The organism is Yaniella soli (assembly GCF_054782375.1).
Window position 1 is genome coordinate 1 of sequence record NZ_BAAGSP010000017.1, and the last position, 18928, is coordinate 18928.

At 54.6% G+C, this 18928-nt stretch carries 27 protein-coding genes; 22 read left to right on the forward strand and 5 right to left on the reverse strand.

The genetic code is table 11. The features are described from left to right. Positions 1-1057: 1057 nt before the first annotated feature. The 10 genes from ACYVJT_RS09800 to ACYVJT_RS09845 all read left to right on the forward strand — a co-directional run bounded on the left by ACYVJT_RS09800 (position 1058) and on the right by ACYVJT_RS09845 (position 8894). On the forward strand, positions 1058-2005 hold the full coding sequence (locus ACYVJT_RS09800) for a hypothetical protein (protein ID WP_343957472.1): 948 nt from the start codon (positions 1058-1060) through the stop codon (positions 2003-2005). A 98-nt stretch (positions 2006-2103) separates the two neighbouring features. Next, a complete protein-coding gene (locus ACYVJT_RS09805) occupies positions 2104-2442 on the forward strand; it encodes a WhiB family transcriptional regulator (RefSeq protein WP_343957470.1) in 339 nt (112 codons plus the stop codon). Between the two features lie 198 nt (positions 2443-2640). Next, entirely contained in the window at positions 2641-3387 is a 747-nt protein-coding gene (locus tag ACYVJT_RS09810) for a hypothetical protein (protein ID WP_343957468.1), read from the forward strand. A gap of 94 nt (positions 3388-3481) precedes the next feature. Further along, positions 3482-5578 carry a DEAD/DEAH box helicase gene (locus tag ACYVJT_RS09815; protein WP_343957466.1) on the forward strand — a complete coding sequence of 699 codons (2097 nt, stop codon included), beginning with the start codon at positions 3482-3484 and terminating at the stop codon, positions 5576-5578. Between the two features lie 43 nt (positions 5579-5621). Next, positions 5622-5870 (forward strand): hypothetical protein, encoded by a 249-nt coding sequence (locus tag ACYVJT_RS09820; protein WP_343957464.1) that lies wholly within the window; start codon positions 5622-5624, stop codon positions 5868-5870. Continuing rightward, positions 5867-6067 carry a hypothetical protein gene (locus ACYVJT_RS09825; protein ID WP_343957462.1) on the forward strand — a complete coding sequence of 67 codons (201 nt, stop codon included), beginning with the start codon at positions 5867-5869 and terminating at the stop codon, positions 6065-6067. Before ACYVJT_RS09820 ends, ACYVJT_RS09825 begins: the two co-directional genes overlap by 4 nt. Then, positions 6064-6627, forward strand: coding sequence for a hypothetical protein (locus ACYVJT_RS09830; RefSeq protein WP_343957460.1), 564 nt, complete (start codon positions 6064-6066; stop codon positions 6625-6627). Before ACYVJT_RS09825 ends, ACYVJT_RS09830 begins: the two co-directional genes overlap by 4 nt. 19 nt (positions 6628-6646) lie before the next feature. Next, positions 6647-7279: a hypothetical protein gene (locus tag ACYVJT_RS09835; RefSeq protein ID WP_343957458.1), complete on the forward strand. Its 633-nt coding sequence runs from the start codon at positions 6647-6649 to the stop codon at positions 7277-7279. 50 nt (positions 7280-7329) lie between these two features. Further along, entirely contained in the window at positions 7330-7770 is a 441-nt protein-coding gene (locus tag ACYVJT_RS09840) for a hypothetical protein (protein WP_343957456.1), read from the forward strand. A 245-nt stretch (positions 7771-8015) separates the two neighbouring features. Continuing rightward, positions 8016-8894 (forward strand): HNH endonuclease family protein, encoded by an 879-nt coding sequence (locus tag ACYVJT_RS09845; protein ID WP_499418349.1) that lies wholly within the window; start codon positions 8016-8018, stop codon positions 8892-8894. Positions 8895-8906: 12 nt separating this feature from the next. Here the strand turns inward: ACYVJT_RS09845 and ACYVJT_RS09850 are convergent, their stop codons facing one another. Then, a complete protein-coding gene (locus ACYVJT_RS09850) occupies positions 8907-9140 on the reverse strand; it encodes a hypothetical protein (protein ID WP_343957451.1) in 234 nt (77 codons plus the stop codon). A gap of 201 nt (positions 9141-9341) precedes the next feature. Here ACYVJT_RS09850 and ACYVJT_RS09855 point away from each other — a divergent pair, with 201 nt between their 5' ends. From ACYVJT_RS09855 to ACYVJT_RS09870, 4 genes are all read left to right on the forward strand, one after another. After that, positions 9342-9740, forward strand: a complete 399-nt coding sequence (locus ACYVJT_RS09855) for a hypothetical protein (protein ID WP_343957449.1) — start codon at positions 9342-9344, stop codon at positions 9738-9740. A gap of 150 nt (positions 9741-9890) precedes the next feature. After that, the gene (locus tag ACYVJT_RS09860) at positions 9891-10181 is read left to right on the forward strand and encodes a hypothetical protein (protein ID WP_343957446.1); all 291 of its coding nucleotides are present in this window, start codon (positions 9891-9893) and stop codon (positions 10179-10181) included. A gap of 59 nt (positions 10182-10240) precedes the next feature. Beyond that, positions 10241-10966 carry a hypothetical protein gene (locus ACYVJT_RS09865; protein WP_343957443.1) on the forward strand — a complete coding sequence of 242 codons (726 nt, stop codon included), beginning with the start codon at positions 10241-10243 and terminating at the stop codon, positions 10964-10966. 19 nt (positions 10967-10985) lie between these two features. Further along, positions 10986-11219 (forward strand): hypothetical protein, encoded by a 234-nt coding sequence (locus ACYVJT_RS09870; protein WP_343957441.1) that lies wholly within the window; start codon positions 10986-10988, stop codon positions 11217-11219. Between the two features lie 174 nt (positions 11220-11393). Here the strand turns inward: ACYVJT_RS09870 and ACYVJT_RS09875 are convergent, their stop codons facing one another. Further along, positions 11394-12605 carry an RNA-guided endonuclease InsQ/TnpB family protein gene (locus ACYVJT_RS09875; RefSeq protein ID WP_343957439.1) on the reverse strand — a complete coding sequence of 404 codons (1212 nt, stop codon included), beginning with the start codon at positions 12603-12605 and terminating at the stop codon, positions 11394-11396. 38 nt (positions 12606-12643) lie between these two features. Between ACYVJT_RS09875 and tnpA (ACYVJT_RS09880) the strand changes: the two genes are divergently transcribed. The 5 genes from tnpA (ACYVJT_RS09880) to ACYVJT_RS09900 all read left to right on the forward strand — a co-directional run bounded on the left by tnpA (ACYVJT_RS09880) (position 12644) and on the right by ACYVJT_RS09900 (position 14783). Next, positions 12644-13069, forward strand: coding sequence for an IS200/IS605 family transposase (gene tnpA / locus ACYVJT_RS09880; protein ID WP_343957436.1), 426 nt, complete (start codon positions 12644-12646; stop codon positions 13067-13069). Positions 13070-13278: 209 nt separating this feature from the next. Next, complete coding sequence (locus ACYVJT_RS09885; RefSeq protein ID WP_343957434.1) at positions 13279-13674, forward strand: hypothetical protein; 396 nt, start codon at positions 13279-13281, stop codon at positions 13672-13674. After that, positions 13671-14039, forward strand: coding sequence for a hypothetical protein (locus ACYVJT_RS09890; RefSeq protein ID WP_343957432.1), 369 nt, complete (start codon positions 13671-13673; stop codon positions 14037-14039). Before ACYVJT_RS09885 ends, ACYVJT_RS09890 begins: the two co-directional genes overlap by 4 nt. Then, positions 14026-14343 (forward strand): hypothetical protein, encoded by a 318-nt coding sequence (locus ACYVJT_RS09895; protein ID WP_343957430.1) that lies wholly within the window; start codon positions 14026-14028, stop codon positions 14341-14343. Before ACYVJT_RS09890 ends, ACYVJT_RS09895 begins: the two co-directional genes overlap by 14 nt. Continuing rightward, positions 14340-14783, forward strand: a complete 444-nt coding sequence (locus ACYVJT_RS09900; RefSeq protein ID WP_343957428.1) for a hypothetical protein — start codon at positions 14340-14342, stop codon at positions 14781-14783. The genes ACYVJT_RS09895 and ACYVJT_RS09900 overlap by 4 nt, the downstream gene beginning before the upstream one ends. Here ACYVJT_RS09900 and ACYVJT_RS09905 read toward each other — a convergent pair. Further along, the gene (locus ACYVJT_RS09905) at positions 14780-16144 is read right to left on the reverse strand and encodes a Y-family DNA polymerase (RefSeq protein WP_343957426.1); all 1365 of its coding nucleotides are present in this window, start codon (positions 16142-16144) and stop codon (positions 14780-14782) included. The two genes, ACYVJT_RS09900 and ACYVJT_RS09905, sit on opposite strands and share 4 nt — an antisense overlap. A 70-nt stretch (positions 16145-16214) precedes the next feature. After that, positions 16215-16610, reverse strand: a complete 396-nt coding sequence (locus tag ACYVJT_RS09910) for a LexA family protein (RefSeq protein WP_343957478.1) — start codon at positions 16608-16610, stop codon at positions 16215-16217. 129 nt (positions 16611-16739) lie between these two features. Here ACYVJT_RS09910 and ACYVJT_RS09915 point away from each other — a divergent pair, with 129 nt between their 5' ends. Both ACYVJT_RS09915 and ACYVJT_RS09920 read left to right on the forward strand, forming a co-directional pair. Next, a complete protein-coding gene (locus ACYVJT_RS09915; RefSeq protein WP_343957424.1) occupies positions 16740-17186 on the forward strand; it encodes a hypothetical protein in 447 nt (148 codons plus the stop codon). 8 nt (positions 17187-17194) lie between these two features. Next, positions 17195-17374 (forward strand): hypothetical protein, encoded by a 180-nt coding sequence (locus ACYVJT_RS09920; RefSeq protein WP_343957422.1) that lies wholly within the window; start codon positions 17195-17197, stop codon positions 17372-17374. On the opposite strand, the gene tnpA (ACYVJT_RS09925) is transcribed toward ACYVJT_RS09920, so the two are convergent. Continuing rightward, positions 17371-17781: an IS200/IS605 family transposase gene (tnpA, locus tag ACYVJT_RS09925; protein ID WP_343957419.1), complete on the reverse strand. Its 411-nt coding sequence runs from the start codon at positions 17779-17781 to the stop codon at positions 17371-17373. The genes ACYVJT_RS09920 and tnpA (ACYVJT_RS09925) overlap by 4 nt on opposite strands. A gap of 23 nt (positions 17782-17804) precedes the next feature. On the opposite strand from tnpA (ACYVJT_RS09925), the gene ACYVJT_RS09930 reads away from it, so the two are divergent. Next, positions 17805-18923 (forward strand): RNA-guided endonuclease InsQ/TnpB family protein, encoded by a 1119-nt coding sequence (locus ACYVJT_RS09930; protein ID WP_343957417.1) that lies wholly within the window; start codon positions 17805-17807, stop codon positions 18921-18923. Positions 18924-18928: the final 5 nt, after the last annotated feature.

Sequence of the window (18928 nt, forward strand, 5' to 3'; positions counted from 1 at the left end):
CGTTGGGTCTCCGGAAGTCCAGGCCGTCCTATTTTCGCCATAACCCACCTCTAACATAAGTTGACTAGGGGTGTTGCACTGACGGTTTGAGTCTAGAGGTGCAAAATTTCCGAACCCTTTATGGCAGATAAGACAGTCGAGGGGCGATCACAAAGCTGTTTTACGACTATTCAAGCAGAAGATTTGCACTGAAAAATGACTTTGAGCGTTGTCGAAATCGAGAAATGTTCAAAGTTCAAGAGGTTTCACAGGTCCGGTCAGCAGAAGAAAGCTGGTTTTTACGGTGATTACAGCGTATGTCCTAATTATTGGGTTGCTACGCTTACCTGAATGAACGTTGAATTTGTAAATCTCTTCAGTAAGCGTAGCACATGCTGTCAAGTCATTTCTGCAAATTCACGAATAATTAGGACATACAAGACAAAACACGTGTGACGACGGTCACAGCAGTTTTCGGTCAAATTTGCAGTTTTTGGACGATTATTTGACCTCGACCATGAAAAGCATGGTCACGGGCATGAAAATTTTTACAGCATGGTCAGAGCGGATGCCTTCTATTACAACGATGTAGACGACCTTGACCATCAGACCATGGTTTTTGCGGAACCATGTGTATAGGGAATTAAAAAGAAAAGAAAAAGAGGGATGAAAAAGTATGTCCTAATTAAGACAAATAATTAGGACATACACGAGGTCAGAAAACGCAGGGTATGTGAAGAGGATTGATACAGGTAGGAAACAGGGTCACAAATAGCATGGTCTTCATGGTCATATGTGTGTACATCGTTGCAATAGGGCGGAAGTAGGGGTGTGTAGAGCATGGACAGATATACATAAAGGATGGTTGAGACTGCACAGAGCATGGTTATAGGCGAAATAGCATGGTCAGAGGAGTATGGGGCATGAAAACGAGAGGACTGTATGTATGTGTATGTGAAAGAGTTTCTTAACACATACATACTGTTAACCAGCAAAATTAATACCCCCAGGGGGTATGTCAACCACACTCAAGTCTTGCGCCGGACGAACTCACCTCAACCCCGGACACTGACTGTGCATGGCGAATCAGATGACAGCTGCGCAGCAGGCTCAACAGGGCAACCGTCGAACCTCTGGGCAGTACGACAACAAGCACCACTCCGAACCCCAGGGTGTCACGCTGCCACCACTGCCGTTGGTTTCAGATCAAGCTGCGGAACACGTCACCCGAGAAGCTACCGCGATCACCGACCATGAGTTTGAACGCATCGGCGAAGACCTGGTGACAGCAGTTCAGAAATCTCGTGACTTCACCCCGCAAAACATCCGGGCCATCACCTCGCAGATCGGCCACCAACGGCTTGGCTATGATCCTGTCGGAGCAGCAGCTCTGCGCAACGCACTAGCATCAATGGAGCCAGAAGCAGCCCACTACGCACGCAATCTGCTGAACCAGCGCCACCCAGAGGCATTTGACGGTTATTCCACGAAACAACCTTCCCAGGCCGTTACAGTGCATCCTGAGACGGTTCAGCACCCGTTAGGCAGCCCAGATAACCCTGTCAACGTCACCAGTGACGCTGGCCTTTCAGGCGAGGTCTTTGACACCGTGGTCTCCAAGGGCCGAACCTTCCACCGCTTCCGAGACGGTGTTGATCCCATGGAGCCACAGGCGATCCGCATCCAAGCTGACCGCAAGCTTGACGATGACGACGTATCGAAGATCGCCCAGCTCACTGGTTACTCACTTCGAACAGCTGGCCAGGGCGAGGGTGCATCGGACCCGATCCAAGACTCTGACTATTCATTCATCGTCCATAACGACACGACCAAGGGTGGACAGTACAAGCGCCTCGACAAATTCCAGTCCAACCTCCACACATTCATGCACCAGGGGACGCCGAAGCGAAAGACGAACAACAGCGGCCCCGGCACCAAAGACACCAGCCTCGTGGACGGCTATGGGCGTCAGGCACCGAAGATCGAGATTTACTACGACGATGCCATCGTGGATGACGAAGATTAACGGCTGAGACTTCGATCAGTCCACCGAATTTCACAGACGCCAACACCATCAACTGGGCTGAGATCAACCGCGTTGGACGTTCCGGACACTGAACAAGCATGACTATCGCATCATCTCCCAACATCGACCAGCCCATGCCCCCGACCGTCGCCGATAGCTGGGTTGACGAGGCTCTGTGTGCCCAAGTTGACCCAGAAGTCTTTTTCCCAGCAACTAAGGGCGGCACCTCAGCGCACGACATTCAGTTCGATACGGCCCGAAGCATCTGCAATACGTGTCCCGTCCTCACCCAGTGTTTGGAGGCTGCTATGAAATTTGAAGAAGGCACCACCCATTATTCCCGCTACGGAATGTTCGGTGGACTCACCCCAGTTGAGCGCGCTGATCTGGCAGGCAACAAGCCGAAAAGACGATCCAAAAAGCGCGCCGGACACTGAACATATAGGCCGACGGAAGTCGCGAAACGAACCTCGTAGAAGTCCGCCGGACACTGAATAGATACGGCCAGCAGAGTTCCCGGAAGTTCACCAGGAAATCTGCCGGACACAGTAAAACCAGGTGGCAAACAAGTCACCAACCACAGCCCCGCATCGAGGCGGGGTGGTCGGACAAAACGAAGAGAAAGATACAAAACGATGGCATCAACGTTCACCGTCAAAGGCAATGTCGCTGGAGACCTCCTCTTGTATGGCGAAGAAAATATCGAAGACAACATCGAAGATGTGCGTGCCGTAGGTACGGTCTTTGAAGATCGTTTCAACACGGAAACGAACAAGTACGACATCTCCGATCCTTACCCATTCACTATCTTCGGTCGTCAGGCGGTCAACCTGGCCGACAGTATTTCGGCGATCAAAGATGAAACCGGCAAGTTTCCTCGCGTCAACCTAGAATGCCGCGCCCGCCCATTCTCCCAGCCAGGTGAAAACCAGAGGGGAGAAGAGGTCGATAAGACTCACATCGGCCTCAACGTCGTGGAAGCATCAATCTCACTGATGTGGCACACTGCAATGATCGAAGATGACGGACACGCAAACTCTGGTCGTTCATCGCGCTCTAGCCGAGGTCGCTCCGGACGCAATTCCGGTGGCCGCCGACGCGGACGCAACGAAGAACCAGAAGATGCCGATGAAGAGATGGACGATCAGGTCGAAGACGACGCTGATGACGTTCAGGATGAAGAAGAGGAAAAGCCACGTCGCTCTTCCCGCTCGTCCCGTAGCTCAGGCTCACGTTCCTCTGGCTCGCGCACGTCTCGTTCATCGGGGTCACGCAACTCACGATCGGGTAGCTCACGTAGCTCTAGATCGCGCTCAGGCGGCTCACGTTCATCCCGTTCCTCGGGTGCATCACGTCGCTCACGCAGCAGCTACGATGACTAAGAATTTCCGCTAGAACCTTTCTGCAAGAGTAAAACCGCCCATCAGGTCTTTCGATCTGGTGGGCGGTTTTGTGCCTGCCGGACACTGAGTAGACATGGTTGAAGCCCAATTTATTGATGACCCCCTGATTCCCCGCGTCGATGTACAGTTCAGTTTCAATGCAAGGGCCGACAATGGCAAGATGCTGGTGGATGCGGTCAAAGCGCTACCCTCACGTACCTGGAACCCCCAGAACAAGATGTGGTCAATCACCGGCACCGGGACCACAAAGCACCCCAATGACGTGTTAGAAGGCCTCGGCTTCTTCATTGACACTGAACTTGATGATCGCTGGCACCCCGTTGCAGTCCCGCACGGCGCCGGAGCGTACCGAGTCTACCCACGCTTTGCTGGATACCAAGATGTCGCAGCAGACATTGGCCGCGGAGCAGCCTGGTCCAAAGCACATCAAAGCTTCATCGTCGATGCCACCGACCTGTCAGATGGCAAACGCCTACTGGTCCGCGGGTTGATAACCGACGTGGAAGACCAAATCCACGACGAAGCACACCACATGCTGCAACACCCCTTTGACGACCACGACCCCGATCTCATCGAAGACTTAGCCGAGGTGACCTCCCAGGGAGACCAGGAGCTATTAGACGAGGCCGCAGAACTTTTCGGCCACCAACGTGCAGGCTTCGGAGGCGAAACGCACCAGCTCAGACCATTCCAACAAGCATCTGCCTACGCAGTGGCCACCACACGAAAGCTTGTCTGCCACGATATGGGAGCAGGTAAAACCTGTATTGCCCTGGCCGCCGTTGATCTGATGGACACCCAAAGGTTGCTCGTGGTTTGCCCTCCGATTGTGGCCACCAACTGGGTATCTGAAATCAACCAGTGGCTCTCCCCAGTGTTTGCTCTCACCCACCCCGATCAGCAACCGGGACAGTTCAAATCCGCCGAATCAGGCCCCTGGGTCCGTCGCGTTTCCACTGGACGGAAACTTCCCGATCTACCCGAGGTCGGGTCGCTGGTGGTGCCGTCATCACTACTTCAGCGCGAAGATGTGCGAGAACTCATCGCCGAGTTTGATCCCGATGCCATGATCTTTGACGAAGCCCATGAGTACGCCACCTGGGAATCGCAACGCTCCATTGCAGCAAGAGAACTGGCACGCACCCTACCTGTTGGCCAGCGCCTTGCCGTCACCGGGACACCGTCGGACTCCCACCCTGGCGAGATGGCCAACCCCATGGCAATTACCGGGCAATTAGAAGCACGGTTTGGCTCCTATGGGAATTACATGCAGCGCTACACAACAGTCGATCATTTCGGCAAGCACAAACCGCTGAAGAAGAATCTTCCGGAGCTGGCCGATAATCTGCGCGAGCTGTGGGTGAAGAAAACTAAGGCCGAACTCCTGCCGCATCTCAAAGGTAAAGATCATGACTGGCGCCTGTTTGATGTCTCCACCACCGAGTACCGCAAAGCTCACGTTGAAGTAATCGACAACATCATCGAAAAAGTCGGCGGCATCGATGAAACCGCAAAGATGTCACCCGGTGACATAGAGGAATTTGCTGACACCTTTGGCATGGGTGTCATGTCACCGATGTTCAGGGCGGCAGGTCGGTCAAAGATCGAACCGGCGCTTGGCGTGATCGAGACGCTGATGCGACAAGACGACAGCTCACCGTTGATCATCTTTGCTCACCACCAGGATGTCATCAACGAACTCTATGACACCCTGTTAGACGAGACAGACTACGAAATTGATGTGTTGGATGGTGCCACCTCAGCCGATCAGCGCGGCGCAATCGTCGAAGACTTCCAAGACGGCCAGATCGATGTGCTCATCGCCTCGATCAAAGCTGCTGGTGTCGGCGTGACGCTAACCCGTTCGCACCGCATCGTTTTCGTAGAGCACTGGTGGACCCCAGGTATCAACGCTCAGGCAATGGACCGAGCAGATCGTATCGGCCAGGAGAAGCTGGTGGAGGTCACGCACATGGTGGCCGTAGGCACCTTTGATGAGCAAGTCCACAACGTGTTAGCTCGCAAGATCGACTATGTTGACACCATCGACCCGGATGCCGACATGGGAGAATCCCAAACGATGGAATCTTCAATCAACGACATCATCACAGGCGTCATCGAAGCAGCCGTGGCCAAGGCGAAACGTGAAGTCAAGAAGGTAAAGAAATAGGGGACACCAGTATCAGAGATTGTTCGCCGGACACTTTGAAAATATGAACAACCTCCGTGAAGCCCTCGAATCAGCGATCAGCCACGCACCACTGTTGTGGCCCTTGGTGCTCAGTATATCCGTTGCACTGTCTCTCATCGCCGTCGTCAGCGTGATCTCACTTCATAGAAACCCCTCCAATGCCCTTTACGATGGCCGTGAGCTTGTAGCACGACTCAGTATTTTGGGTGCCTTGATGCTCGTAGTTTTTAACGGCCTCATCGGACTATTCGTCGAGATGTTTTTCGCATGACACAGCACCTCGAAGCAACCGATGTCAGTACCGGCCAACGTGGCATCTTTCACCCATCCGTCCACGGCACGTTCTTCCGCACTGATTTTCATCAGGTCCACCAGCTGGAAGGCGCTGGGTTGGCCGAATACCGACTTATGGGGTTTCAATTGCTGGAGCTTGTGGAGTGGCTTGTGCCGGACACGGTGACACCATGAGCGTTACACCAGAGAGTCGCAACAGCCCGAAAACCCCTGTGATCAACCAGAACTTCGACGCACTGTCGAGCACCTTGGAGCGGGGCGACTATTTTGCAAAGACCACCATCCACCCCGCGCACGGTACGCTGACGTTCGTTGCAGGCAAGGTTCGCAAGATTGGCGCCAATGAGATCACTGATTCATTCGACGAGGTGTTGGCTTCCCGAAACGACGATCTTCGAGTGCAACATGGCGCAAAGATTCTCACGAGCTCTTTTGACCACCATGACCACAAGGCTATGTCATCTCTTGGTGGCAATGTCTCGTATCGACTGGAATACCGAAAGGGCACCGAGCAGAAGGAGCTGTTTTCATATCAGCGATTCCTTGGCGTCCTGCCTTGGAAGTTGCTGTCTCGGATTATAGGCGACAACGCCTGGCTTCAGATAGATGTCCAGAGCCTGGCACTGGCGATGCATGACCTGTACGCCACCGGAAGGCTCACCAACACATCGGAAGTCTTTTTTGACATCCAAGAAATAGCGCAAGACATCGCAGAACAGCGCGGCTCGAATTGACGCCGGACACTGTCACATCATGACTATCACCACCGAGTTTCCCCGCCACGCAGCCGAAGCCGACAGCAGCTTTGCCGAACTGCTCCAATACGCCCAACCCGGCGATACCGTCCGACGAGTCAACCATCTTTCCGACGGAACGTTGATCGCCACCGAGGGCATCATCGACACGATGTCCAAAGACACCATCCGTGACCACGGCGGTGCAATCCTGGCAGAGTCCCAAGATGACAATGACGACTACGTGATGATGTACCACCAGGTCGCATCAGGACAGTTCCCCGATGTGAACGTGCACCACTGGGTGTTGTGTGCTGACACTGGTTGGATGTTCTTTGCCGACCCCAAACATGGTTACTACAAAGAAGTCACCACCCACACCATTCGCCAGCCAGACAGCTTCGACACCTGGGTAGAGATGGCGCTACGATACGCCTCACCAGCAGCGAAACCAATCAACCCTGCAAGTCAGTGGGAGCGCCTGATCGACTCGTCCCACGCCCAGACCAACGAGACGCTGATCCACCGCATCGAATTAGATACCGGCACAACCATCGAGGTCAAGGGAGCTGCGGGGGCATTAGACATTCTCGGTCCAACAGACCAGTACAATGTCACCACCTGGCGGCTAACCGAACCGGTCAACGCATGAACTCCACTCCCAGCACAAGGTATTCACAGCAATACCCAGGGTTTCAGCAGTTGGCCAGCACTATCCGGGATGGTGACCATTTCATCAAAACATCGGTTAACCCCGAGGTACCGCGATTCCTGATACTTTTCGCCGGCCAAATTACAGGCGTCGGGCCAGACGCTATCACCGATGTATTCGGCAAGAGGATGGCCGAAGTAGAAGACTCAGAACTTATCGAAGACGGCTACCAAATCAAAACAAGCGTCATCCCGTTCGACGACTTGCAGGCCATGAGTCGCTGTCAACGAAAGGCGCACTGGGAAATCACCTATTTGGACTATGGGGAGCAGTTCAGCATCCAGAGGTATCGCAAAGCACCTATCGTGGGAAGTCTCTCGACACATCGTCAGCACATCATTAGCAGGACCAGTATGCCAAACGATTTCCAATCGTTAGTGGAAACGCTGCACCGTGCGATTATCGACGGGCATTTGAATACAAGGGGTTGACAGCGTCCACCAGGCCATCAGAGTAGCCCAGCGTAAGTGACCACCATGGACCAGCCAACACTGGAATTTCCAGCACCACTGAACGACAAGCATTACTTCTCGATCTGATCGTCGTCAACAACAGCGCGCACGAGACATGGAGCGATTTCAACGGATTGGCACGTTCAAGCGGTTTGACGGCGATTACCAGTGACCAACGCTGTCCATCGGTGACCAGCACGAATCATGCCGGACACGTTATGGGTATGAACATTTCAAAGACTCTTGCAGCCACAGCCGTTATCGCCGCCACCAGCTTCATCGCGGCCCCAGCACATGCCACTGGGGGAGACCTCGCCATCGATCTGCTGGATGACATCACCATCGCCGAAGAACAGGGAATGGACACCTACGACCGTGACAGCTGGGCACCCAGCGGATGGGTTGACGCCGACGGAACCGGATGCACCACCCAAGAAGACATTCTGATCCGCGACACCGAACCAGAGTCACAAGTCATTGATGACTGCTCACTGACCTTTGGAACCGCCGTTGATCCATACTCCGGTGAGTTTGTCGAGCACGACCGCGACGCAGCAGACTTCAACCGCACCCCATTTGACATCGACCACATAGTTCCAGTCGGCGAAGCTCACCGCTCAGGTGGCGCAGATTGGGATGCTGACACCAAACAAGCCTTCTACCAGGATAAGGAGAACCTTCTGGCCGTCATCGCCTCGGAAAACCAATCAAAATCCGATGCCGATGTCAACAACTACTTACCACCCAACCAGGCGCTGTACTGCGATTACGTTGCAACCAACGTCCTGGTCAAGCACAAGTACGATCTGACCATGGACCAGGCCGAGCATGACGTTGCAGCCTCGGTGTTGTCCGACGAAGAGTGCGCCGACACTATTGCTCAACCAGCAGTCGCAATGTCAGCCGTTGATGCTGATGCAGTCGATACCTCACAGGGCGCTGATAGTGCAGATGCTGACAGTATCGCTTTGACCGACTACGAAGCAGCCATGGATGACCCAATGGGCTGGGCGCAAGACAACCCGGTGCCAGCCATCGGTGCAGTTGCCGTCGTGATCATCGGCATCTTCGTGGCACGTGGTGTCAAATCCAAGAAATCCTAATCACCGCACCACCTAAAGGTTGTCGCCGGACACCGTTGAGGGGAAGAAAAGAACTCCTTGAATGTGAAAGGCGGCAGCTTTGCCATGTCGAAGCAACAAAAATCCAGAACGCTCCAAACCTGCAAGTGCGGCAAACAACGCCATAACAGTATGACCGAAGCCCGGAACCAGCGCTATTTCCTCGGGGAACAGGGCAGAAACCTCGGGCCAGCGACGTACTACAAGTGTGAATATGGCTTCTGGCATTGGACCAGCTCGGTGTATAGCGAAGACGGTCGCCATCTCGCTTCAATCCAAGAAGTTCTCGACCAACACGTCGCCGGAAAGAACGCCACGCAGCAGCCGACACCGTAGCCAGTCGGCACCCCGGACACTTGAAAGGCAAACCCGGCTTACCGGGTGTTTTGCCATGCCACCACACTTTTTCATGAAAGAACATTCAAACCCATGTCTACACAACCTCCTGAATTCACGCGAAACCTCGCCCGAGCGATCACCTCGATGGTTGCCGAACACACCCAATTCCGACATGAGATCGACGTTGACATCCGACAGCTCAACATCGACCAGTTCACCGTGCTGACGATCATCAGCCTGCACGATGGCCAAAGCCAACTCACCATCTCAACCTCCACCATCCACCAGCCACGACGTGTCGCCCGAGGTGTCGTCTCCGCGGCGTACCGAACCAATGTCAATACCGCCGATGAGCAGCACACAAAAGCCATGGATACCACTATCGACACCGACACCATCCCGCGTCACGTGCTCACCGAACTTTCCAACACGTTGACGCAGTGGATGAGCGTCACGGCAACGAATCGTCGCGATCTAGCATTCGCTTAAAATCTGTTCAAATCCAACACTGTAGGAGCCGAAATCTCGATTATTACCATCCTTGAAACACCGTTTGAGCTAGGCGACACCATCGACAGCTGGGGGATATACGACAACGAGTACCCAGACGGCTCAGCGACAACTTATAGCAGGGTCTACATGTTGGAATTTGACCCGGCAGATGAAACCTCGATCACATTATCGATACCTGCCGTGATAGGTCAGTGGAAGCAACACAAAGATGTTGAATTCTTGTCCGGTGTCTCTATAAGCAGCCAGGAAAAACATCAGCTCAAAATCTGGCTCAAAGCCGACAGCTTCAAGACGTTTGAGCACTGCGACGCCACCATCCGAAATGCAGCCATCTTGCACATGCGTGAAGCAACGCTGTCACCGATCACCAGGTGGTTCACCGAGCTGCAACAGACTGGCGGGGCCTCTGTCTTGTAAGCGAAGGTCATGCCGGACACTGTCAAAGGGACCAGACAATCCCAGCAACGGAAGCTAAAATGACCGAGACAAGAACCATCACATTACCCATCCGCGACCTGCATAATGCTGTAAAAAACATCATGCACTTTGCGCCGAAGACTCTACCGAAAAACGCCAACCATCTACCGCTGGACGGCGCACACCTTGTGGCACGGCGCGGCACACTGGTGCTGGAGGCCACAGACACCGCAAAGATGATGCAGGTCAACATCAGCGCAGACACCGCAGTCACCTTCGGAGATGACATCAGCGATGAGATTCCCGATCAGTCATTTGGCATCATTGGTGCCGAAGATCTGAAAGAAATCGAACTCGCATTACGTGACACCGCCAAAATCAAAGACGAGCCGCTACCAATAGCCGAGCTGGTATGCACCGAAGACAGCATCACGGTGGGAGAGCTGAACAATAGCGACGATGATTCCTCCATAACCTATGACCTCATCACCGATCAGCGATTCCCGGATGTTGACCGACTGTTGACCGCCTTCGACTTCGACAAAGCGCCAGAATCAGTCCTGAACGTCTATGACCCGATGCATTTCAAAGCGCTCACCACGGTGAGTGACACCCGAGCCACGCGAAAGAATCAATCGCTATCACTGGCCTTTGATGCAAAACGCAAGGCAGTCGCGGTGCACTGGATTTCCCAGGGTGAGGTTTGGGCACAGGGCTTGTTCATGCCCCTTATCAAACCGATGGTGAACCCCGGTGTTGACCTTTTCAAAGCAGTGCAATTCTGAGACCGGACACGGTGAAACCATGAGTCAGAGAATCCCACCCAAAAAACTCCCGTACGGCACCGTCATCGGTGATTTGGTCATCGAAACCGACGAAGAGGGAGATGTCACCTTGCCAGCAGCCATGCTGACCAGCTCTGGGACATGGATGGGCGTAACTGATACGGGGATGCAGTGGACCGATATCGCAGCGGACCAAATCATTGCTTGGAAACCAGCCACCGTAACCGTCGAGTCGCCAGGCGACCGTTCCTAACGATGGCTTGGATTGTCGCATTCTAGAAGTCCTGTGCCTGGTGGATACGGGCTTGTCAACTACCTGGCCCTGAAGGACCAGGCTTGATACTGCACTGATAACGGTGTGCGTATCTGCCGCTCTGACTGCCTGCGGTTGTGGTGGTCCACGGTCGAGGTCATAGCGTCAGGCTGCTTAAGCCGCGTGACTGACGGCCTGAGTTTGTTGGTGCTGCCATGCCTCGGGGGCGAGGTGTTGGATGTTGATGGCAGCATTGTGGTCGGCGTGCCCAGCGTAGGCACAGGATGCATTGGAGCACTTGTAGAGTGCTTGGGTGGTGCGTGCCTTTTTGTCCCGGTTGCCGCATTGGTGGCAGGTTTGGGACGTGTAGGCGGGGTTGACAAAAACGACCGGTACACCCAGTTGCGCTGCTTTGTAGACGATGAACTCACCAAGTTGCCGGAATGCCCAAGAGTGGAATCGTGTTCGCTGTGGCTTGCGGTGCCGTGCCCGGTCGCGGATACCATCGAGGGTTTCGAGGGCGATGCCGCGGTTGGTGCGATAAGCCAATTGCACGATGCTCTTGGAAATGCGGTGGTTGGTGTCGGTGGCGAACCGTCGTTCACGTCCACTCCAGGACTTCAACAGTCGGTGAGCGGTACGGTTATTTGGCTGGGACAGTAATTGTTGTGCCCAGGTGCGGTTGTGTAGGCGCCGTGTTCTGGTGGCATCTACGGTTTTGCCGGTGAAACTGTGGTTATCAGAATCGTAGGCAAGATTTTCTAACCCCATATCAATGCCGAGCCAGTCTGATGGGGTGGTGGTGACTGGTAGGGAGGTCTGTGGTTTTGGTGTGGCGATGGTGACGTGCAGATACCAGCCGTGGTGATGTCGTACGAGGTCGGTTTCTAAGATTTTTGCGGCTTCACGCAGCTGGTCGGCATGGCGATCCCAGCAGGTGAATGGGATTTTCAGTCGGCCAGGCTTCCCAGCACCGGTATCGGTGACCCAGATGCTGGCGATTTTGTCATCGATGCGCAGCGATAGGGTGCGCTGATCATAGGGTTGGGAGGCATCCGGGCGGAACTGGATGACCGTGGCTTCGGCCTTGGCTCGCCGAGCTGAACCCTTCTTCCCGCGGTTGCCATTGCGGATATTCGCTTTGTGGGCTGCGATAGCACCGTGGACCTTCGACACTGTCAGGCATACTGGTTGAGCGGCGCCGATAGCAGCTTTCGCTTCGCCATAAACCACTTTTTGTAAATCAAACTGGTTGCGGATATTCCGCTCATGAGCCACCTGACTGATCCGATTCGCCTCAGCATTGCAGACTTCTAAGGTTTTGCGCAGCAACTGACCAGACGCGGTGTCTGGCATCAGTCTCAGGCGGATCGTGGTGTGCTGCATACCTGCAATTCTATCACTTGGTCTGTATCATTGAGAGTATGCCACGCTGGAAATATGATCCTAATGTTCGCAGGGGACGCCATGTTGTGCACCATCTTCATGCGCACTTGGTCTTTGTCACAAAATACCGTAAAGCAGTCTTCACTGATGCTGTGCTTACCACCTGTCAGCAGTCTATGGAAAGTGTGTGCGAAGACTTCGGCGCCACACTGTCGGAATTCAATGGCGAAGCTGATCACGTCCACCTGCTAGTCCAATACCCGCCAGCAGTACGACTCTCTGATCTGGTGAATTCACTAAAGGGTGTCAGCTCACGAATCATCCGCCGTGACCACCCCAACCAACTCGCCGACTTGCTATGGGGCAAGAACCTGTGGTCCCCGTCCTACTTCGCGGCCTCCGCCGGCGGCGCACCCCTAGACATTGTGAAGCAATACATCAGCAATCAGCAGCGCCCTTCATAGCGTTATGTCACGCGATTCCTCCCCAACCTAAAGGAGGGGGATTCCTCGCGTGGTGAGGTTGAGAGAGTCTGGATGGATGCGTGCTGGTCAACGCCGCGATGGCTGACTTCTGCTCGGAAGAGCTTCACCAACGCTTTTCGGGAATAGGGAAAATCCGCGCCGGACACCGTAGAGATAAGAGCATTAGCCACAACCCTATGGAGGCCCCTATGTCCCAAAGCAATATCAGCATCCTCGCCGAACAATACGCTACAGCTATGGCTGCAACCCACGGCGGCGACGCTGCTCACCATCACCGCGGCTTCATCAGGATCATCAACCTTCATGAGATCGACACGGCGACTAAGACGCTGACCGATGCAGCCACATCCTTGGAGCACCACAGTGTTGTCCCGCCACCCAAAGATGATCGGTGGACTCAAAGTATCGGCGACAACGGTGAAGCTGCTTGGCTGCGTGACCGGGCTGACCACATCAATGATCAGCGCTACGAAGACGCGGTGGCCAACGCCCCGCTGGATAACCCAAGTCCCGAAGTTCGTACAGCTGTGGCACTAGAGCGAATCGCTGAAAGTCTACATTCCAACATGAGAGGCACTGCATGATCACCCACGACGTTGCCCAATGGATGGCCGAACGCGCCATCGAAGACATGCCAGAACTCGACGACCGATACCTTGATGAATGGGGGATTGATCGCCACCAGGCCGACCGTGCCCATGAGCTAGCGGTTGAAGCCAGACCCGCTTTCATCACCCAAGCCGACGCTGCGGCCACCCTGCACAGCATCGGATTGCTCCACGCCTCGACTGAGTGCGATGTCTGTGGCAGAACCTATAGCGATCTGCCCGACCCAATCTGCGATTGCGGAACCGAGGGCGAAGAGTTTTATTGCACCGAATGCGACCAAGAATATCCCTGTGCGACCAGGCGCACCGTTGACCGAGAGAAATACCGTGACAACCCTTGATCTGACCAGCACCATACCCAGCATCGAAGAGCTCGAAGCCCTCTGGGACCAGCCAGCGCACCAACAGGATCGGCCCATCACCGTGCTGCTCAATGTGCTTGGACGAAATGGCATCACTCGCACCATCGAGCTGACATATGGCTGTATGTTTGACGTTGCGATAGGCACCGCGGTGGACTGCCCACCCACCCCATATAATGCCAGCTGGACTGTCGGTATGGTCACCGCCCTGGAGGGTAGCGGCTGGACTGGCCCGGTCAAATACGTCGAGCCAGTCGGAACGAAGACCGGAGGACGAAAATGAGCCTGAAACACCCACCGCTTGACCAGCTGATACTGCACGCCCCACATCCGCACTACGTTGTGTCGTACCGAGGTCATGACGACTTCGATGCAGGCCAGCCGCACGCGATGTATCGAGCATTGGAGATGCAGTACCCGTTTGAGCGAACACGTTCAAGGTTTCGGCGAATTCTCGGTGACGCTTACCAACGACTTCCGATAGATCGTCTGGACCACCTTGTGCCCTTTCGGGGGAGTCAGGCTGTGGTGATCGTTGGGTCCACACACGGTGAACTAGAGCAGATCGTTCAAAAGCTGATCAGCGGACTGGCAGCACATGTCCCAGTTAGACCGATGACCTACAAGCATTTAGAGGTCACTGTTGAAGCGGCACGAACCGGGACGTCGCAGACCAGAATTGACGATGTCCAAGACATCCGCCAGTGGATGCCGAGCCCTTAGTTCGCCTTCACTTCCAACAGCTCATCCCAGTGCGTTGTGTACCGCGGTGACATCATCTCGCGCTTCATCTGCCATGCCGGACCGCGCTGCAACCCTGCCCGACCCAGACCAATTGACGAAGCGCCCTGCTCGTGTCGGATCGTCTCGATGAGTTCACCGACATCAGCCATTTCGTGCGCCGAGACGAATTCATCAAACATCTGGTGTGGACCTGCATCCCGGAGATCGGTCACCATGACGCCGGCACGCGCATACCGGATGCCGTCAACGATCTTTGGTAACAGCGATTTGGCAGCTTTGGTCAACATCACAGGGTCAGCAGAGTATCCCGGCAATGAGACAGTGGCCGCCGGTTGATGGGACTGATAATCATTGAAATCGCTGGTCATCGCCCAGGCAGTCAGCACTTTGGCTTCGCGACCGTGACGATGCAGCCGACCCGATGCCCGTTGCGCATAGATGCCCAGCACTTGCTCCATCTCGTCTTTGGTGGTCACCGGCTGGGAGAAGCTGCGTGAGAAGATCAGCTGCTCTTTGGGGTCTTCTTCGTACACCATCTCAATACAGGGGGTGCCTCGGAGTTCCAATAAAGTTCGCATTTGCACGATGGAGAATTTCTCGCGTATAGCCACCGGGTCGGCATCAACAAAGTCTTTGACGGTCATGATACCCATGGCATTAAGCTTCTTCGTCGTCCTGACGCCGATACCCCACACCTCGATGACCGGCAGCCTGCGTAAGAGTCGTTCACGTGTCAGCTCAGGAACTCGATCCCAGACACATACGCCAGCCAGCTCCGGTACCTTTTTCGCCGTCTGATTCGCAAGTTTCGCTAAAGTTTTGGTCTTCGCAATCCCCACGCAGACTGGCAGACCGGTTAACCGCAGAACTTCATCCTTCATCTGTCTGCCCAGCACCTGGACCTCATCAAGGGTGCCGCGGATGCCCAAAAATGCCTCATCGATGGAATACACCTCGATCCACGCTGAGAATCGCGCGAGGATACCCATCACTTTTTCAGACATCGAGCCGTAGAGTTCATAGTTTGAGGATTTTGCTACCAAGCCGACTTGATCAGCCCCCGCAGATATCTTGAACCACGGCGTACCCATCTCAATCCCCAATGCTTTTGCCTCGGGTGACAGCGCAACACAGCAGCCGTCGTTATTGGACAGTACGACTACCGGACGGTCTGCCAGGGTTGGATCAAATACACGCTCTGCTGAGACGAAAAACGAATTCACATCAACCAAGGCAACATACGTTTGGCTGTCGGCTCTGCGTGTGGGTGGGACAGATTTTTGGTCAGCAGCCAGGTCATTGGAGTTGCTGGTTACAGCGGATATTTCTTGGACCTGCATGGCGCCTCCAGCGACTGTATAGGGGACACCAGATTATAGCCTGATGCAGCGGACACGCTAAGCGTCGGCCTCACAAGCGGTGCAGGCACCGAGTCGCCACACCCCAAACCACCAGGTCAGATAGCTCTGGCACCGTGACGTCAGGATATTGCGCGTTCTCCGCCTGGAGCACGACCCCAGTGTCTGTCACCCGGAGGCGCTTTACGGTCATCTCACCGTCCACCACTGCGATGACTACATGGCCGTCATGCGGCTCAATCGACCGATCTACGATCAGCTCGTCACCATCAAAAATGCCGGCGTCTTCCATCGAGTCACCAGAGACTCGAACAACGAATGTGGAAAGTTCGTCTTTGATCAACATCTGGTTCAGATCAATCTTGGTGTCAGAGTAATCCTGGGACGGTGAAGGAAAGCCAGCAGGCACCCGACCAACACCGGCAGAGATGAGGCGTCTGGGCTGCATCGTTGGTGCATATTGATACACCTCTTCGACTTTCATAGCGAACTCCTTCTCGTAGGGACACCAGTCAGTCTATATCTCGAATATCCACCGAGGAGATGGTTTCAGCGTTCGGCGCCGGACACTGACCAAGTGAACACACTTTCACAACGTCAGGACAACAGCATGGTTTTCCGAACTGCACACGGCGCATCATCTGAACGAGCAGAAGGTATGTGGTCAGATGTCGATACCGTCAGCACAGAAGATGAACGCACCTATGGTCGCGCGTTCGTCATCCTCCACCCCAAACAGATCAGGATCGATGTAGCACTCCCTATCGATGACCTGCTCAAAAAGTATCGTCGATATGCCTCCACAGACATCGTGGTGCGCTGGATCAGCGGGACGGACTACGTTGATGACCAGCTGATGGTCGGCCTCATCGCCGATAATGTCAGCAAGCTCTGGGATTTCAGACAGGACATCTTGGAGGTGGTCGCGACCGTCCCATACGCGAACATTATGCCGGTCACAGACTGGCTCGAAGACTATCTGACCAGTAGCACCAAAGATTCCAAAGACCGTCAGGCTGCCTAGGAAATTTCATGACCACCACACCACCCGATATCGACACTGACCTGGACATCGACCAGGCATTCCAACAGCTCACCGGCCACCAGCCATCCGATGACGATGGTGCTGATAAAGACCGCTTCAGCCACTATTCACCAGAGAGCGCGGGAAGCCCCCGGATTTATCCGTGGGGAGGGATAGCGCCTGGTTAGACGTGTTTTTGGTTTTCGATGTATTGCTTGATGACTTCTAGTGGTGCGCCGCCCACGGTGGAGACGAAGTATGAGTTGGTCCATAGGCTGGGTAGTCTGGTGGTGAGTTCTGAAAATTCTGACCGGAGGAGTCGTGAGGATCGGCCTTTGATGTTTTTAATCAGGCGGTGGATGCCGTATTGCGGGTCTACCTCGACCAGTAGGTGGACGTGATCGACCATGATTTCTAGTTCGATAATGCTGGCATCGCGTTCATCACAGACCTCATAGATGATGTCACGTAGTCGGCCTTGGATGGGTTCGTCCAGGACGTTTCGACGGTACTTTGGGCACCACACCACGTGGTATTGGCAGTTGAACACGACATTGCGGTTGGACCGGTAGCCTGCATAACGTGCATTAGACATGTAGCCACTATATAATGATTTGTATGAAGTTGCGGTATCAATATAAGCTCCGACCTGGTCGCCAGGCGCTAGCACTATTGACCGCACAATACGACGCCACCCGATGGGTGTGGAACCAGTGCGTAGAGCGATTCACCAAGCACCAAGACACCAGTCAGACCGTGCTGCACCGGCTATTGACCAAGTGGCGCAGCGAAAATAGCTGGCTGACTGCTCAGCCAGTGGTGCCACAGCAGCAGATCATCCGGGATTTTGTCGCCGCCAAAAACGCCTTTTTCAAAGGCCAACGCAAGCCACCGAGATTCAAGGCCGCGAAGCGCTCATTGCCGTCGCTGAACTACACTCTGCGAGGCTTCTCTCTACCAGATGGCCGACTGCGCCTTGCAGGTGGGGTGATCATCCCGGTGGTGTGGAGTCGTGACCTGCCCTCCGAACCCTCGTCGGTGCGGGTCTATCAAGATGCCGCCGGCTGGTGGTGGGCTTCTTTCGTCGTAGAGCGGCAGCATCAAGTAAAGTCTCGGCAGCGCGATGGGGCGATTGGCATTGACTGGGGCGTGAAAACGCCAGCCAAAACCACTGACGGCCAATTTGACCTGCACTACAGCCAACGCGCCCGTCGCAGTGCCGCAGCATTAAAGCGAGAGCAACGCAAAATGGCTCGACACCGTGCCAAGCGCGACTGGCAACCCTACCGAAAAGCCAAAGCCAAGGCGGCTACAATCCAACGCACCGTGCGATGGCAGCGCAAAGAACAAGCACGATCCTGGGCACAACACGTGGCAGCCAACCATCTGCACATCGCCTGTGAGGACTTCAAGCCAGCATTCCTCGCGACAACCCGGATGGCGCGCAAAGCAGCAGAAAACGCCATCGGACTGGTCAAAACCGAGCTCGCCCAGGCCGCCCAGGACTACGGGGCAACCCTGCATCTCATCGACCCGAAATACACGACCATGGACTGTTCAACATGTGGCACGAGAGCCAAGCGCCGCATCGAACTGAGCCAACGGACCTATGCGTGTAACCACTGCGGCACCAGCATTGACCGAGACCTCAATGCCGCACGAAACATGATTATCAGGGCTGGTTTCAACCCTGCTGACCACGATGGTCTAAGACCTCAGCTCGCTGAGGCAGCCTAGTCAGG